This window comes from Pseudonocardia xishanensis, from assembly GCF_039541715.1.
Taxonomy (GTDB): Bacteria; Actinomycetota; Actinomycetes; order Mycobacteriales; family Pseudonocardiaceae; genus Pseudonocardia; species Pseudonocardia xishanensis.
The window spans coordinates 36,442-48,607 of the sequence record NZ_BAABGT010000070.1 but is presented as its reverse complement, the minus strand read 5'-3'; the positions used below and the strand labels follow the sequence as shown (position 1 = coordinate 48,607).

General features: G+C 73.1%; 18 protein-coding genes and 1 tRNA gene. 6 read left to right on the top strand and 13 right to left on the bottom strand.

Annotated features, from left to right (window positions below; all coding sequences use genetic code 11):
* Positions 1–55: 55 nt before the first annotated feature.
* Positions 56–277 (bottom strand): DUF3618 domain-containing protein, encoded by a 222-nt coding sequence (locus ABD993_RS22935; protein ID WP_345422105.1) that lies wholly within the window; start codon positions 275–277, stop codon positions 56–58.
* Between the two features lie 89 nt (positions 278–366).
* On the opposite strand from ABD993_RS22935, the gene bcp reads away from it, so the two are divergent.
* From bcp to ABD993_RS22920, 3 genes are all read left to right on the top strand, one after another.
* Complete coding sequence (gene bcp / locus ABD993_RS22930; RefSeq protein ID WP_345422102.1) at positions 367–834, top strand: thioredoxin-dependent thiol peroxidase; 468 nt, start codon at positions 367–369, stop codon at positions 832–834.
* Between the two features lie 276 nt (positions 835–1,110).
* Entirely contained in the window at positions 1,111–1,311 is a 201-nt protein-coding gene (locus ABD993_RS22925) for a hypothetical protein (protein ID WP_345422099.1), read from the top strand.
* A 132-nt stretch (positions 1,312–1,443) separates the two neighbouring features.
* Positions 1,444–1,517, top strand: a tRNA-Leu gene (locus ABD993_RS22920).
* Here ABD993_RS22920 and ABD993_RS22915 read toward each other — a convergent pair.
* Positions 1,518–2,183, bottom strand: coding sequence for a TVP38/TMEM64 family protein (locus ABD993_RS22915; protein ID WP_345422097.1), 666 nt, complete (start codon positions 2,181–2,183; stop codon positions 1,518–1,520). It lies immediately after the preceding tRNA gene.
* Positions 2,184–2,410: 227 nt separating this feature from the next.
* Between ABD993_RS22915 and ABD993_RS22910 the strand changes: the two genes are divergently transcribed.
* The gene (locus ABD993_RS22910) at positions 2,411–2,809 is read left to right on the top strand and encodes a carboxymuconolactone decarboxylase family protein (protein WP_345422094.1); all 399 of its coding nucleotides are present in this window, start codon (positions 2,411–2,413) and stop codon (positions 2,807–2,809) included.
* A gap of 78 nt (positions 2,810–2,887) precedes the next feature.
* Here ABD993_RS22910 and rdgB read toward each other — a convergent pair whose 3' ends face one another.
* The 7 genes from rdgB to ABD993_RS22875 are packed head-to-tail and all read right to left on the bottom strand — an operon-like array spanning position 2,888 to position 7,199.
* Positions 2,888–3,490: an RdgB/HAM1 family non-canonical purine NTP pyrophosphatase gene (rdgB, locus tag ABD993_RS22905; protein WP_345422091.1), complete on the bottom strand. Its 603-nt coding sequence runs from the start codon at positions 3,488–3,490 to the stop codon at positions 2,888–2,890.
* The gene (gene rph, locus ABD993_RS22900) at positions 3,487–4,206 is read right to left on the bottom strand and encodes a ribonuclease PH (RefSeq protein WP_345422088.1); all 720 of its coding nucleotides are present in this window, start codon (positions 4,204–4,206) and stop codon (positions 3,487–3,489) included. The genes rdgB and rph overlap by 4 nt, the downstream gene beginning before the upstream one ends.
* Before the next feature lie 9 nt (positions 4,207–4,215).
* Positions 4,216–4,980 (bottom strand): MBL fold metallo-hydrolase, encoded by a 765-nt coding sequence (locus tag ABD993_RS22895; protein WP_345422085.1) that lies wholly within the window; start codon positions 4,978–4,980, stop codon positions 4,216–4,218.
* Positions 4,977–5,381, bottom strand: a complete 405-nt coding sequence (locus ABD993_RS22890; protein ID WP_345422082.1) for a hypothetical protein — start codon at positions 5,379–5,381, stop codon at positions 4,977–4,979. The genes ABD993_RS22895 and ABD993_RS22890 overlap by 4 nt, the downstream gene beginning before the upstream one ends.
* Complete coding sequence (locus ABD993_RS22885) at positions 5,374–5,736, bottom strand: hypothetical protein (RefSeq protein WP_345422080.1); 363 nt, start codon at positions 5,734–5,736, stop codon at positions 5,374–5,376. The genes ABD993_RS22890 and ABD993_RS22885 overlap by 8 nt, the downstream gene beginning before the upstream one ends.
* Positions 5,737–5,746: 10 nt before the next feature.
* Positions 5,747–6,559 carry a glutamate racemase gene (gene murI / locus ABD993_RS22880; RefSeq protein WP_345422077.1) on the bottom strand — a complete coding sequence of 271 codons (813 nt, stop codon included), beginning with the start codon at positions 6,557–6,559 and terminating at the stop codon, positions 5,747–5,749.
* A 7-nt stretch (positions 6,560–6,566) separates the two neighbouring features.
* Positions 6,567–7,199 (bottom strand): rhomboid family intramembrane serine protease, encoded by a 633-nt coding sequence (locus ABD993_RS22875; protein ID WP_345422075.1) that lies wholly within the window; start codon positions 7,197–7,199, stop codon positions 6,567–6,569.
* Positions 7,200–7,340: 141 nt separating this feature from the next.
* Between ABD993_RS22875 and ABD993_RS22870 the strand changes: the two genes are divergently transcribed.
* Both ABD993_RS22870 and ABD993_RS22865 read left to right on the top strand, forming a co-directional pair.
* On the top strand, positions 7,341–8,339 hold the full coding sequence (locus ABD993_RS22870) for an MFS transporter (RefSeq protein ID WP_345422072.1): 999 nt from the start codon (positions 7,341–7,343) through the stop codon (positions 8,337–8,339).
* Positions 8,339–8,794 (top strand): MFS transporter, encoded by a 456-nt coding sequence (locus tag ABD993_RS22865; RefSeq protein ID WP_345422069.1) that lies wholly within the window; start codon positions 8,339–8,341, stop codon positions 8,792–8,794. The genes ABD993_RS22870 and ABD993_RS22865 overlap by 1 nt, the downstream gene beginning before the upstream one ends.
* A gap of 65 nt (positions 8,795–8,859) precedes the next feature.
* On the opposite strand, the gene ABD993_RS22860 is transcribed toward ABD993_RS22865, so the two are convergent.
* The 4 genes from ABD993_RS22860 to ABD993_RS22845 are packed head-to-tail and all read right to left on the bottom strand — an operon-like array spanning position 8,860 to position 12,163.
* Positions 8,860–9,810, bottom strand: coding sequence for a PLP-dependent cysteine synthase family protein (locus ABD993_RS22860; protein WP_345422066.1), 951 nt, complete (start codon positions 9,808–9,810; stop codon positions 8,860–8,862).
* Positions 9,811–9,856: 46 nt separating this feature from the next.
* A complete protein-coding gene (locus ABD993_RS22855; protein WP_345422063.1) occupies positions 9,857–10,135 on the bottom strand; it encodes a MoaD/ThiS family protein in 279 nt (92 codons plus the stop codon).
* A gap of 51 nt (positions 10,136–10,186) precedes the next feature.
* A complete protein-coding gene (locus tag ABD993_RS22850) occupies positions 10,187–10,657 on the bottom strand; it encodes a M67 family metallopeptidase (RefSeq protein ID WP_345422061.1) in 471 nt (156 codons plus the stop codon).
* Positions 10,658–10,708: 51 nt separating this feature from the next.
* The gene (locus tag ABD993_RS22845) at positions 10,709–12,163 is read right to left on the bottom strand and encodes a hypothetical protein (RefSeq protein ID WP_345422058.1); all 1,455 of its coding nucleotides are present in this window, start codon (positions 12,161–12,163) and stop codon (positions 10,709–10,711) included.
* Positions 12,164–12,166: the final 3 nt, after the last annotated feature.

The following is a 12,166-nucleotide window of genomic DNA, read 5'->3' as shown; positions in this document are numbered from 1 at the left end:
CCTTCAACACCCTCCTGCCATATCCCCGGCAGCCACGCCGTTAGGAATTACTCGTCTAGGAGAACAGCTTCTTCAGCACGGCGGCGGCGAGGATCACGCCGACGCCGATCAGCGCGTACCTGATCTTCGGGTCGGCGAGCCTCTCCTGGACCTGCGCCTTGCCGGTGTCCACGAAGCGCTTCGGGTTCGCGCGGTCGGTCAGCGCGTCCAGGCTGGCGGCGAGCGCGTCCCGGGTCTTCTCGATCTCCTGCTGGATGTTCTCCGGGTCGCGGGCCACGACACACTCCTTCTCGGGTGGGACTCACTTGCGCCACACCGTAGACGAGGGCGTTCGGGGCAGCGCGGCGGGCGTGCCAGGATCGGGGGATGACCACCCGTCTCGCCGTGGGCGACCAGGCCCCGGACTTCACCCTCTCCGACGCCGACGACAAGCCCGTCTCGCTCGCCGAGTACCGCGGCCGCAAGGTGATCGTCTACTTCTACCCGGCCGCCTCCACCCCGGGCTGCACCAAGCAGGCCTGCGACTTCCGGGACAACCTGGCCGAGCTGAACGGCGAGGGCATTGAGGTCCTCGGCGTCTCCCCCGACAAGCCCGCCAAGCTCGCGAAGTTCCGGGACGCCGAGGGGCTGACCTTCCCCCTGCTGTCCGACCCGGACAAGACGGTCCTGCAGGAGTGGGGCGCCTTCGGCGAGAAGACGATGTACGGCAAGACGGTCACCGGCGTCATCCGCTCCACGTTCCTGGTGGACGAGGAGGGCCGGATCGAAGCCGCGCAGTACAACGTCCGCGCCACGGGCCACGTCGCCAAGCTCCGCAAGGACCTCAAGATCTGAGGCCTGTGGATAACCTCGCCGGCCGGCGCCGTCGTGTCGGTGGTGGTTCCCAGCGTGCGGGCATGCCCCGAGCACGGAGATGGACGGACCAGCAGCTGATCGAGGCGGTCGCCGCGAGCAGGACGTCGGCGGAGGTCTGTCGACGGCTCGGGATCCTCCCGGGCAAGTACGACGTCCTCCGCGCGCACATCGTGCGTCTCCGGATCGATGCACGCACATCCCCGCGCGACGGCAGGATCACCGCCTACTGGACGGCGCTACACGGACGAGCAACTCGTGGCCGCGGTCGCGGCCGAGCAGACCGTGCACGGCGTGTTGCGCCGGCTCGGGTACACGCCCAACGGCGGCATGTTCCGCGCGGTGTCGGGCCACATTCGGCGCCTGGGACTGGACACGTCGCACTGCACGGGGCAGGCGTGGGCGCGTGGCTCGGCGGCGATCAAACGCCGGCGCAGGGTCGCCCGACTGGTGAGGTAGGCCGCTGCCGCTCGAACTCGGTCACGTCAACGGCGACCACACCGACAACAGGCTGGAGAACCTCCGTATTCTGTGTCCGAACTGCCACGCGATCACTGAGACGTGGGCGGGGCGGAACCGCAAAAGGAGCAGGCCGGCGTACTCCAACTGGCAGAGAGCCGGGACTTAGGATCCCGTCAGTGCGGGTTCGAATCCCGCCGCCGGCACTACCTCGCCGCCGCGGGCTCCTCCTCCGGGAGGGGCCTGCGGGCGGCGACGACGATGCCCGCCAGGCCGATCAGGCCGCACACCACCGAGACCGCGATCAGGCCCGGTGAGGGCCTGCCGGTCACCGCGTCGCCCAGCACCACGATCGCGACCGTGCCGGGGACGATGCCCACGACCGTGCCGACGAGGTACGGCGCGAACCGTACCGCGGACAGGCCGCACACGTAGTTGAGGGCCGCGAAGGGCACGAGCGGGACCAGCCGCATCGAGGTCACCGCGAGGACGCCGTGGTGGTCGAGCCTGCGCCGCGCCCAGTGGACCGCGGAGCCGCGGACGTAGCGCTCCACGAGCCGCCCGCCCGTCGCACGGACCAGGAAGTACGCGATCACCCCGGCCGCCGTCGTGGCCGCGAGGGTGACCAGCAGGCCCACGGCGGTCCCGAACAACGCGCCCGCGGCCACCGTGAACACCGTGCGGGGTACCGGCGCCACGCACAGCACCGCCTGGAGCCCGAGGAAGAGCAGCGGTGCCCAGGGACCGGCCTCGGCCGTGATCCGCCGCAGGTCCGAGACGCCGGGGAAGCCGTAGAGCCGCACCGCGACGACGACCACCACGAGCAGGGCGAGCACCCCGATCCCGGCCAGCACCGGTCGCCACCGCTTCATCGCCCCGACGGTACCGACCACACCACCCCGGCCTCCGTCACACCCACCACCCCACCACCGACCCCGCAATCCCGCCCCCCGCGAGTCCGACCCCAGAGCCCGCGCTGGGGTCGGGATCGCGGGCTCTGGGTCGGGCTCGGGCGCCGGGGTGTCGGGATCGCGGGTGACGCTTCCGGACGGCGGAAGGGGTGCGGGCCGGGGGGACCGGCACGGTTACGGTGCGGCTCGTGAGTACCGACAAGCGCGAGCTGGACCTCGATCCCGCGGGCCTCGCCGTCCGCCGTGAGGTGTTGGGCGCCTCGCACGTCGACGCGTCGCTGGAGCGGGCGGACACGATCACCGGCGAGTTCCAGGAGATGATCACTCGTTACGCGTGGGGCGGGATCTGGACCCGGCCCGGCCTGGACCGCAGGATGCGCAGCGCGATCACGCTGACCGCCCTCGTCGCGCACGGCCACCTCGCCGAGCTGGAGCTGCATCTGCGCGCCGCCCTGCGCAACGGGCTCAGCCGCGAGGAGATCGTGGAGGTGCTGCTGCAGAGCGCGATCTACTGCGGCGTCCCCGCCGCCAACAGCGCGTTCGCGGTGGCCAGGCGTGTCCTCGCCGAGGACGACCCGACGGACTGAGCAAGCGCCGAATCGACCGCGCCGGGTCGAGCCCCGCCGAGCCGACCGGGCGCCCAGGGCGAACCGACCCCGCCGGCGTCAGGCGAGCTCGGCGAGGTACGGCAGGAGGGCGCGGAAGGCCAGGCCGCGGTGGCTCGCGGCGTCCTTCTCCTCGGGGCTCAGCTCGGCGCTGGTCCGCTTCTCCCCCTCCGGGACGAAGATCGGGTCGTAGCCGAAGCCGTTGCTCCCCCGGGGCTCGCGCACGATCGTCCCGCGCCACTCCCCGTGCACCACGGTCTCGCCGTCCACACCGGACCCGCCCGGCACCACGAGCGCGGCCGCGCAGACGAACGCGCCGCCGCGGCGCTCGTCCGGCACGTCCCCGAGCTGGCCCAGCAGCAGCTGCAGGTTGGCGAGGTCGTCCCCGTGCTTGCCGCTCCAGCGGGCGGAGAGCACCCCCGGCATCCCGTTCAGCGCGTCCACGGCCAGCCCCGAGTCGTCCGCCACGGAGGGCAGCCCCGTGGCGAGCGCGGCGTCGCGGGCCTTGGCCAGCGCGTTCTCCGCGAAGGTCGCGCCGGTCTCGGGCGCCTCCGGGAACTCGGGGACGTCCGCCAGCCCGAGCACCTCGATCCCCGCGCCCGAGGACAGCCGCCGCAGCTCGACGAGCTTGCCCGCGTTCCGGGTGGCGAGCAGCACCTTCACGACAGCGCCTCCCGCTGCAGCCGGGTGAGCTCCTCGATCCCGGCCAGCGCGGAGTCCAGCATCGCGTCCAGCGTGCCGCGCGTGTAGGTCGCGCCCTCGCCGGTGCCCTGGACCTCGACGAGGGTGCCGGTGTCCGTCGCGACGACGTTCATGTCGACCTCGGCGCGCGAGTCCTCCTCGTAGGGCAGGTCCAGCCGCACCCGCCCGTCCACCACCCCGACGCTGACCGCCGCGATCTGGCAGGACAACGGCTTGGGGTCGGCCAGCCTGTTCCGCTCGCCCAGCCAGCTCACCGCGTCCGCCAGGGCCACGTAGGCGCCGGTGATCGCGGCGGTCCGGGTGCCGCCGTCCGCCTGCAGCACGTCGCAGTCCAGGGCGATCGTGTTCTCGCCCAGCGCCTTCAGGTCGATGCAGGCGCGCAGGGACCGGCCGATCAGCCTGCTGATCTCGTGTGTCCGCCCGCCGACACGCCCCTTCACCGACTCCCGGTCGGAGCGGGTGTTGGTGGCCGAGGGCAGCATCGCGTACTCCGCGGTCAGCCAGCCCAGCCCGGATCCCTTGCGCCAGCGCGGCACACCCTCGGTCACGCTGGCCGCGCACAGCACCTTCGTGTCCCCGAACTCCACCAGCACCGATCCGGCCGGGTGCTTCTGGAAGCCACGGGTGATGCGCACGGGGCGCAGCTCGTCGTCGGTCCTGCCGTCTGCTCGCGTCACCCCGACAGGTTACGAGACCTCGTACTCCCCGCCCGCCCGCACCAGCTCGACGGGCCCCGCGAACGCGGCCTCCGCCTCGGCCAGCACGGCCTGCGGATCGGTCCAGGCCGGGACGTGGGTGAGCAGCAGCCGTCCGACCCCCGCGGCCGCGGCGTGCTCCCCCGCCTGCCTGCCGGACAGGTGCACCCCGGAGGGCATGGCGTCCGAATGCGGCCAGGAGGCCTCGCAGAGCAGGACGTCCGCGCCCCGGGCCAGCTCGACCAGCCCCGCGCACGGCCCGGTGTCCCCGCTGTAGACCAGGCTCCGCCCCCCGTGCTCGACGCGCAGGGCGTACGCCTCGCAGGGATGGTCCACCGCCGCGGTGCGCAGCACCGCCTCCCCGACCGCGACCTCCGAGACATGGGTGCGGAACCCGAGGATCCCGTCGAACTCGGCGGTGGTCCGCTGGGCGGCGTTCGGTGCGTACGCGGCGGCGAACCGCTCCGCGGCCTCCGCGGGCGCGAACACCGGCAGCGCGCCCACCCCCGCCGGGGGACTCGGGTGGTAGCGGCGCCACACCGACAGCGCCGAGAAGTCCGCACAGTGGTCCGGGTGCAGGTGGCTGAAGACGACGGCGTCGAGCAGCCAGGGGTCCAGGACCCGCTGCAGCGCGCCGAACGTGCCGTTGCCCAGGTCCAGCGCGAGCCGAGTCGTACCCGCCTCGACGAGGTATCCCGACGCGGGCGAGTCCGGTCCCGGACCGCTGCCGGAACACCCCAGCACCACGAGCCTCATGGACCGGGGACCCTAGTGCGCCGCAACCACCAGAGCCCCACGAACGGCAGTACCAGCGGGATGAACCCGTAGCCGCGGCCGTAGAAGGACCAGACCGTGTCGTCCGGGAAGTCGCCCGCGTCGAGGACCGTGAGGGTGCCGACGACGAGCACCCCGACCAGCTCGAACCCGACCGCCGCCCAGGCCAGCCGCCGGTACGCGGGTCCGCGCCCGGCGAGCCCGACCGTCGCCAGGATGTAGACGACGCCCGCGAGCAGCGACAGCAGGTAGGCCACCGGCGCCTCGGAGAAGCGACCGACGATCTGCACGAGCGCCCGCGCCGTGGCGGACAGGGCGAAGATCGCATAGACCGCGACGAGGACGCGGCCGGGCCCGCTCGACGTGGGCCGGGGCTCAGGCACCGGCCACCCACAACCCGTGCAGCCGCCAGACCGCCACGCCGGTCCCGATCGCCGCGACCGCGATCACCGTGCCGCCCCACCTGGTCGGCTCGGCCGTGGCGAACTGCAGCGCGATCGGCATGACGCACACGCTGACCAGCAGATAGATCAGGAACGTCGACTGTTCGGGCAGGGTCACCCCGCCGAGGACCCGCACCGCGGCGATCACCGCCTGGACGACCAGGACGGCCTCGAACGCCCCCACCGCGAGGCGGTGGGTCCGGTCCGGCGGACGGTTGCGCAGGGTCGTGACGATCCCGTAGACCGCCACCGCCGCGGCGGCCACGTAGGCCACGATCTCCAGCGCGCCGATCACGTTTTCGACGCTACCGGAGCGCCCCCGCCCCGACCTGCCCGACCCTCGCGATCTCCGGACCCAGGAACCGGCGGCCCAACCGGCGGAACGGCTCCGGGTCGCCGGTGGCCAGGAACTCGTGCGGCGCGGGCGGCGGGTCGGTGGGTTCGCGGGCGAGGTCGCGCTGCAGCAGGGTCCGGTAGACGTCCTTGGCCGTCTCGTCCGCGCTGGAGACCAGGGTGACGTCCTCGCCGAGCACGATCTGCAGCACGCCCGCGAGCAGCGGGTAGTGCGTGCAGCCGAGCACGACGGTGTCCACCTGCGCCCGCTGCAGCGGCTCGAGGTAGCTCTGGGCGAGGCCGAGCACCTGCCGCCCGCTGGTCATCCCGCGCTCGACGAAGTCCACGAACCGCGGGCAGGCCACCGCGGTGACCTCGATGTCCCGGGCGGCGGCGAACGAGTCCGTGTAGGCCCCCGACGCGATCGTGGCCTGCGTGCCGATCACGCCGATCCGGCCGCTGCGGGTGGCGGCCACCGCCCGTCGGACGGCGGGTAGGACCACCTCGACGACGGGCACCGGATAGCGTTCCCTGGCGTCCGCCAGGCAGGCCGCGGACGCCGTGTTGCACGCGATGACCAGCAGCTTCACCCCGCGCTCGACGAGATCGTCCCCGACCGCGAGGGCGTGCCCGCGGATGTCGGCGATCTTCAGCGGGCCGTACGGGCCGTGCGCGGTGTCGCCGACGTAGACGATCCGCTCGGCGGGGAGCAGGTCGATCACGGCGCGCGCGACGGTCAGGCCGCCGACACCGGAGTCGAAGATGCCGATGGGGGCGTCTCTCACGGGGCTCCTAGACGGTGATCGTGCGGGTTCCGGGGCGGTCGGCCCGTGCGACGATCCACGCGGCCAGGACGCCGAACAGCGCCCCGAACAGGTGGGCCTGCCACGAGACCCCGGGGGTGCCGGGGAGCACGCCGAACAGCATCCCACCCTCGAACAGCAGCAGGACCACGCCCAGCGCGATCTGCCTGCCGGAGCGGGCGAAGAAGCCGCGGACCAGCAGGAACAGCAGCCAGCCGAAGATCACGCCGGACATGCCGATGGTCGAGCTGAGGCTCGGGGCGGTCAGCCAGACGAGGAGCCCGCTGCCGACCCAGATGAGGGCCGTGACCCCGATCCACTGCCGCAGCCCGCCCGCCATCGCGAGCCAGCCGAACACCAGGAACGGCACGGTGTTGGCCCAGAGGTGGAACCAGCCGCCGTGCAGCAGGGGGGCCCAGACGATGCCCCAGAGCCCGTCGACGTTGCGGGCGATGATGCCGTCGTCGTCGAGGGTCTCGCCGGTGGCCTGGTCGACGGCCTCCAGCACGTAGAGGGCTGCGGTGAACATCAGCATGATCACCGCGGCCCGCAGCGGATGCGGCGGGATGATCCGGGCGATGGTGCGCGGCGGTGTCGGCGAGGGGACCTGCGGCAGGGCCATGCCGTCGAATGTACTGGCGAACGGTGTCACTCTGCCGTGAGCAGGCTGAGAACCGGAACCGTCGGACCCCCTTGGCAGGATGGTGGCGATCGCGCTCCCCGGCGTCGCGGAGCCCCGAGCCCTCTCGTCTGGAGCCCCACCATGTCCGCCCCCACCCCGCACCCGGGCCGCTGGGCCGCGCTGTTCGTCATCGCGTTGGCCCAGCTCATGGTGGTGCTGGACGCCACGATCGTGAACATCGCGCTCCCGCAGGCGCAGGCCCACCTCGTCATCTCGGACGCGGACCGCCAGTGGGTGGTCACGGCGTACACGCTCGCGTTCGGCGGGCTGCTGCTGCTCGGCGGCCGGATCGCGGACTACTGGGGGCGCAAGCGCACCTTCGTCGTCGGTGCGCTGGGGTTCGCGCTCGCCTCGGCGTTGGGCGGGCTCGCGCAGGACGCGATCATGCTGTTCGCCGCGCGCGGCCTGCAGGGGATCTTCGGCGCGCTGCTCGCGCCCGCGGGGTTGGCCCTGCTCACGGTGCTGTTCACCGAGCCCGGCGAGCGGGCCAAGGCGTTCAGCGTGTTCGGGGCGATCGCGGGTGGCGGGTCGGCGGTCGGGCTGGTGCTCGGCGGGGTGCTCACCGAGTACGCGGACTGGCGCTGGTGCCTGCTGGTCAACATCCCGATCTCGGTGGTCGCCGTGGCGTTGGCGCTGGTCTTCGTGCCGGAGAGCCGGGCGGACGGGGACACCCGGTACGACGTCCCCGGCGCGGTCGCGGTGACCGCCGGGCTGGTCGCGCTGGTCTACGGGTTCACCCGCGCCGGCGAGGACGGGTGGTCCTCGGCGTGGGCGCTGGGCAGCTTCGGGGTCGCGGTGGTGCTGCTCGTGGCGTTCGTGGCGATCGAGGCGCGGTCCACGCACCCCCTGGTGCCGCTGGCGCTGCTGGTCCAGCGGGACCGCGGTGGCGCCTACCTGTTCTCCACGCTGGTCGGCGCCGGCCTGCTCGGCGCGTTCCTGTTCCTCACGTTCTACTTCCAGATCGTGCTGGGCTACACACCGCTGGAGGCGGGGCTGGCGTCGCTGCCGGTCACGGGCGGGGTGCTCGTCGCGGCGGGTCTGGCGAGCAGGCTCATGCCGCGGATCGGCCCCTGCCGCTGATGGTGGCGGGCGGGCTCGTCGCGGCGGCGGGGATGGTGCTGCTCACCCGGATCACCGTCGACAGCTCGTTCCTCACGCTGCTGCTCCCGGCCCAGCTCGTCCTCGGGCTCGGTCTCGGGCTGTCCTTCGTCCCGCTGGCGAGCCTCGCGCTGGTCGGGGTGGGCAACCAGGACGCGGGTGCGGCGTCGGCGGTGCTCAACGCCACCCAGCAGGTCGGTGCCTCCCTGGGTACCGCCCTGCTCAACACCATCGCGACCACCGCCGCGGCGAGCTGGATCGCCGAGCACCCGATCACCGATCCCGCACAGGTGATGGACGCGGCGGTGCACAGCTACGTCGTCGCCTTCGCCTGGGCGGCCGCCCTGCTGCTGCTCGGCACCGCGCTGATCCTGGTCCTGGTGCGCGCCGGCCGGAGCGAGGTCGCCGCGACCCCGCCGGTCGCGCACGTGGGGTGACCGGCACACGAGCCTGTCGATCACGCCGGATGGTGGGCCCGGTCGACAGGCCGTGGCGCGGGTCGTCAGGCCCAGAGGTGGCCGTCGATGCCTTCCGCGGCCTCGTCCAGCTCGCCGGAGTAGGCGCCGGTGGAGAGGTACTTCCAGCCGCCGTCGCACACCACGAGCACGATGTCCGCGGTCTCGTTCGAGCCCGCGGCCTTCTCGGCGACCGCGAGGGCGGCGTGCAGGATCCCCCCGGTGGAGATGCCGGCGAAGATGCCCTCCTTCTCCACGAGCTCGCGGGTGCGGCGCAGCGCGTCGTAGCTGCCGACCGAGTAGCGGCCGGTGAGCACGCTGGGGTCGTAGAGCTCCGGGACGAACCCCTCGTCGAGGTTGCGCAGGCCGTAGACCAGCTCGCCGTAGCGGGGCTCCGCCGCGATGATCTGCACGTCCGGCTTCTGCTCGCGCAGGTACCGACCAGTTCCGACGAGGGTGCCCGTGGTCCCGAGGCCCGCCACGAAGTGCGTGATCTCGGGGCAGTCGCGGAGGATCTCCGGGCCGGTGGTCCGGTAGTGCGCGTCCGCGTTCGCCGGGTTCCCGTACTGGTAGAGCATGACCCAGTCCGGGTTGTCCGCGGCGATCTCCTTGGCCATCGCGACAGCCTGGTTCGACCCGCCCGCGGCAGGTGAGGAGATGATCTGCGCGCCGTACATCGTGAGCAGCTGGCGACGCTCCTCGGAGGTGTTCTCCGGCATCACGCAGACGATCTTGTAACCCTTGAGCTTCGCGGCCATGGCCAGCGAGATCCCGGTGTTGCCGGAGGTGGGCTCGAGGATCGTGCAGCCGGGCTTCAGCAGCCCGTCCGCCTCCGCCTTCTCGATCATGGCCAGCGCGGGCCGGTCCTTGATCGAGCCGGTGGGGTTGCGGTCCTCGAGCTTGGCCCACAGCCGGACGTTCTCCGCGGGCGACAGCGACGGCAGACCGACCAGCGGGGTGTCCCCGACGGCCTGCAGCAACGAGTCGTAGCGCGCCATCGCTCCTCCAAGAGTGGGCCCGGATGGATGGGCCCGGGTGCTCAGGTCAGCGCATGCCGCCGGCGACGGCCGGCAGGATGGTCAGGGTGGAGGTCTCCTTGACCGGGGCCTCCAGGCCACCAGCGAAGCGGACGTCCTCGTCGTCGACGTAGATGTTGACGAAGCGGTGGAGCTTGCCGTCCGACAGGAGGCGGTCCTTGAGGCCGCTGTGGCGCGACTCCAGGTCCTCGATCACCTCGGCGACGGTGGACCCCTTCGCCTCGACGGCCTTCTCGCCGCCGGTGTGGGTGCGGAGGATGGTCGGGATGGAGACGGTGACGGCCATGGTTCTTCGGTACTCCTGATCGAATCGTGTGAGCGGGGTGACGGGGACGGTTCAGCCCAGGTCGGGGACGTCGTCCGCGCCGGTGTGCGCGAACATATAAGTCTCCACGACCTGAACTTCTTCCTCGGTCACCACACCGTCGACGATCCGGAACGACCGGAACTCGTGGCCCGTGTGGTTCGTCTCCGCCGAGTCGCGGGTGGAGACCAGCACGTAGTGCGCCTCGGGCTCGGAGGCGTAGGAGATGTCGGTGCGCGACGGGTGGGCCTCGGTCGCGGTGTGCGAGTGGTAGATCACCACGGGCACCTCGTCCCGCGCGTCCATGTCCCGGTAGAGGCGCAGCAGGTCACCCGAGTCGAACTCGTAGAACGTGGGTGACCGCGCGGCGTTCAGCATCGGGATGAAGCGCTCCGGCCGGTCCGAGCCCTCGGGTCCGGCGATGACGCCGCACGCCTCGTCCGGATGGTCCCGGCGGGCGTGGGCGACGATCTCCTCCAGGAGATCCTTCCGGATGACGAGCACGGGACAAGCCTACGTAACACCCCCGACAAGAGCACACCCGCCCGACCAGGCTCACACGTCGCGGCCGAGCACCGGTGGTCCGTACGGCGGCACCTCCCCGAGCCACACCCCCTCCGGATCGTCCTCGACCAGCCAGTCCGGCCGCGCCCTGGACTCCCCCGGTCGCGTCCCGGCCGCCCCACCGGGCACGAACGGCAGATGTGACGACGACGCCTGCCGCGCCCCCGTACCCGCCCGCGGGTTCTCCTCGACCCCGGCGAACCCCGGCGCCCGCTCCCCGAGCGGCCGCGCCGCTCCGAGCCGCTCACCTGCTGCTCCACCCGGCCCCGCGGCACCCCGCCCGCCGGTCCACGGCTCCCCCGCTCCCGCCGGGCGGGGCCGCAGGACACCGCCCTGCTCCGGCGCGGGGCCCGAGGACCGCGGGCCGGACGAGCGCGGTGCCGAGGCGCCATCCGTCGAGCGCGGAGTCGGTACGCCGCCCGGCGAGCGCGGGATCGAGGCGCGGTCCGGCGCGCGCTGCCCCGCGCCGCCCGGTGTCCCGGACGCCGAACCAGCGGATGCCGGGGACCTCGTCCCCGACCGAAAGGGCCCGACCCCGGGCGCGCGGACCCCGGGCACCACGGCGCCCGCCCGAGCGCCCGCTGCCCCTGGGAGGCCGGAGCCGGTAGCCCCGGTCATCCCGGCCCGCGTGGCCGTCCCCGCTGCCCCTGTGGCCGGCATCTCGGCGAGGCCGACGGGATCCGCACCGGACCGCGGCCCGGCGAGACGTCCCGGACCGGCCCCGGTCGACGCCCCTCCCGTCGGAGCGACCGCCGCCCTCCCCGGGTCGCCACCGTCCGCCCCGGGAACCATCGGCGCGGCGGGGACGGCTGCGTGCCCCGGACCCGCCCCGGACCCGGGAGCCGCCGACGTGCTCGCCGGGTCGAGCCCGACCACCGGGCCGCCGGTGGACGGCCACACGACCTCCGGCACGGTGGCCGCTCGACCGTCCGGGGTCGGCAGGGAGATCGGCGCGAAGGACTCGAACGCGGTGATGGTGGCGTTGGAGTCGGCCTGGTAGCCGGTCGCGATCTCGGCGGCCTCGAGCCGCCGCTGCTTCTGCGCGACCTCCATCACCGTGCGCACCGGGATCCCGCCGCCCGACGGCGGGTCGAGGCTCTCCAGCCGAGCGCGGGCCGCGACGTAGTGGTCCGCCTGGGCGCGGAGGGCACGGGCGGCGCCGGTGAACGTCAGCGCGCCCACCCGCCCCGGCTCGCCCAGCTTCCGCAGGTACATCTTCGTCTGCTCGGCGGCGTCCCCCTGGTGCGCCTCCGCATACGACCGCTCGACGGCCGACAACGAGTCGTTCACGGTCGCCAGCCCGGTCGCCACCGCGTCCAGGGCGTCCGCGGCAGCCGTGAGCGAGGCGGTGTCGCCCCCGGCCAGGAGCGGATCCCGGATCTTCGCCATCGGCATCATCCCGAAGGACTCGTTCGTCGTCCGGTACCCCTCGGCACCCGCCCCCATGGT

Excerpts from the sequence above, each read along its gene's own strand:
- ABD993_RS22875 (WP_345422075.1), bottom strand. The coding sequence starts at position 7,199 with ATGGCCCTGCCGCAGGTCCCCTCGCCGACACCGCCGCGCACCATCGCC.
- ABD993_RS22870 (WP_345422072.1), top strand. The coding sequence starts at position 7,341 with ATGTCCGCCCCCACCCCGCACCCGGGCCGCTGGGCCGCGCTGTTCGTC.
- ABD993_RS22915 (WP_345422097.1), bottom strand. The coding sequence starts at position 2,183 with ATGAAGCGGTGGCGACCGGTGCTGGCCGGGATCGGGGTGCTCGCCCTG.
- ABD993_RS22860 (WP_345422066.1), bottom strand. The coding sequence starts at position 9,810 with ATGGCGCGCTACGACTCGTTGCTGCAGGCCGTCGGGGACACCCCGCTG.
- ABD993_RS22845 (WP_345422058.1), bottom strand. The coding sequence starts at position 12,163 with ATGGGGGCGGGTGCCGAGGGGTACCGGACGACGAACGAGTCCTTCGGG.
- ABD993_RS22855 (WP_345422063.1), bottom strand. The coding sequence starts at position 10,135 with ATGGCCGTCACCGTCTCCATCCCGACCATCCTCCGCACCCACACCGGC.
- bcp (WP_345422102.1), top strand. The coding sequence starts at position 367 with ATGACCACCCGTCTCGCCGTGGGCGACCAGGCCCCGGACTTCACCCTC.
- ABD993_RS22895 (WP_345422085.1), bottom strand. The coding sequence starts at position 4,980 with ATGAGGCTCGTGGTGCTGGGGTGTTCCGGCAGCGGTCCGGGACCGGAC.
- ABD993_RS22865 (WP_345422069.1), top strand. The coding sequence starts at position 8,339 with ATGGTGGCGGGCGGGCTCGTCGCGGCGGCGGGGATGGTGCTGCTCACC.